The organism is Halomonas sp. HNIBRBA4712, from assembly GCF_043558675.1.
GTDB lineage: Bacteria > Pseudomonadota > Gammaproteobacteria > Pseudomonadales > Halomonadaceae > Vreelandella.
In genome coordinates this window covers 1-282 of sequence record NZ_JBIFXR010000036.1, presented here as the reverse complement: position 1 = coordinate 282, position 282 = coordinate 1, and the positions used below count along the sequence as shown (strand labels likewise).

Below are 282 nucleotides of genomic sequence, written 5' to 3'. Positions count from 1 at the left end.
TCACCCATCGCTGCGTTATTCAATGACTCGCATGAAATGCCATGCGTCGCCATCGAATGCCTTGCGCTGAATGAAATTACCCGGAACGATCGCCTTGGAATATTTTCCAGTCAGATGGGGCCATAGCTCAGCTGGGAGAGCGCCTGCCTTGCACGCAGGAGGTCAGCGGTTCGATCCCGCTTGGCTCCACCATTTGATGTCTCACTCATCGGCCGTCCGTTTGTCGTTTCGTGGTCAGTGATAAGACACACGCCCTGCGTTGGCTTATCACTGTTCATTGAA

General features: G+C 53.5%; 1 tRNA gene. It reads left to right on the top strand.

The features are described from left to right. The first annotated feature begins 116 nt into the window (after positions 1-116). Positions 117-192: transfer RNA gene (locus ACGK9R_RS17215), tRNA-Ala, on the top strand. Positions 193-282: the final 90 nt, after the last annotated feature.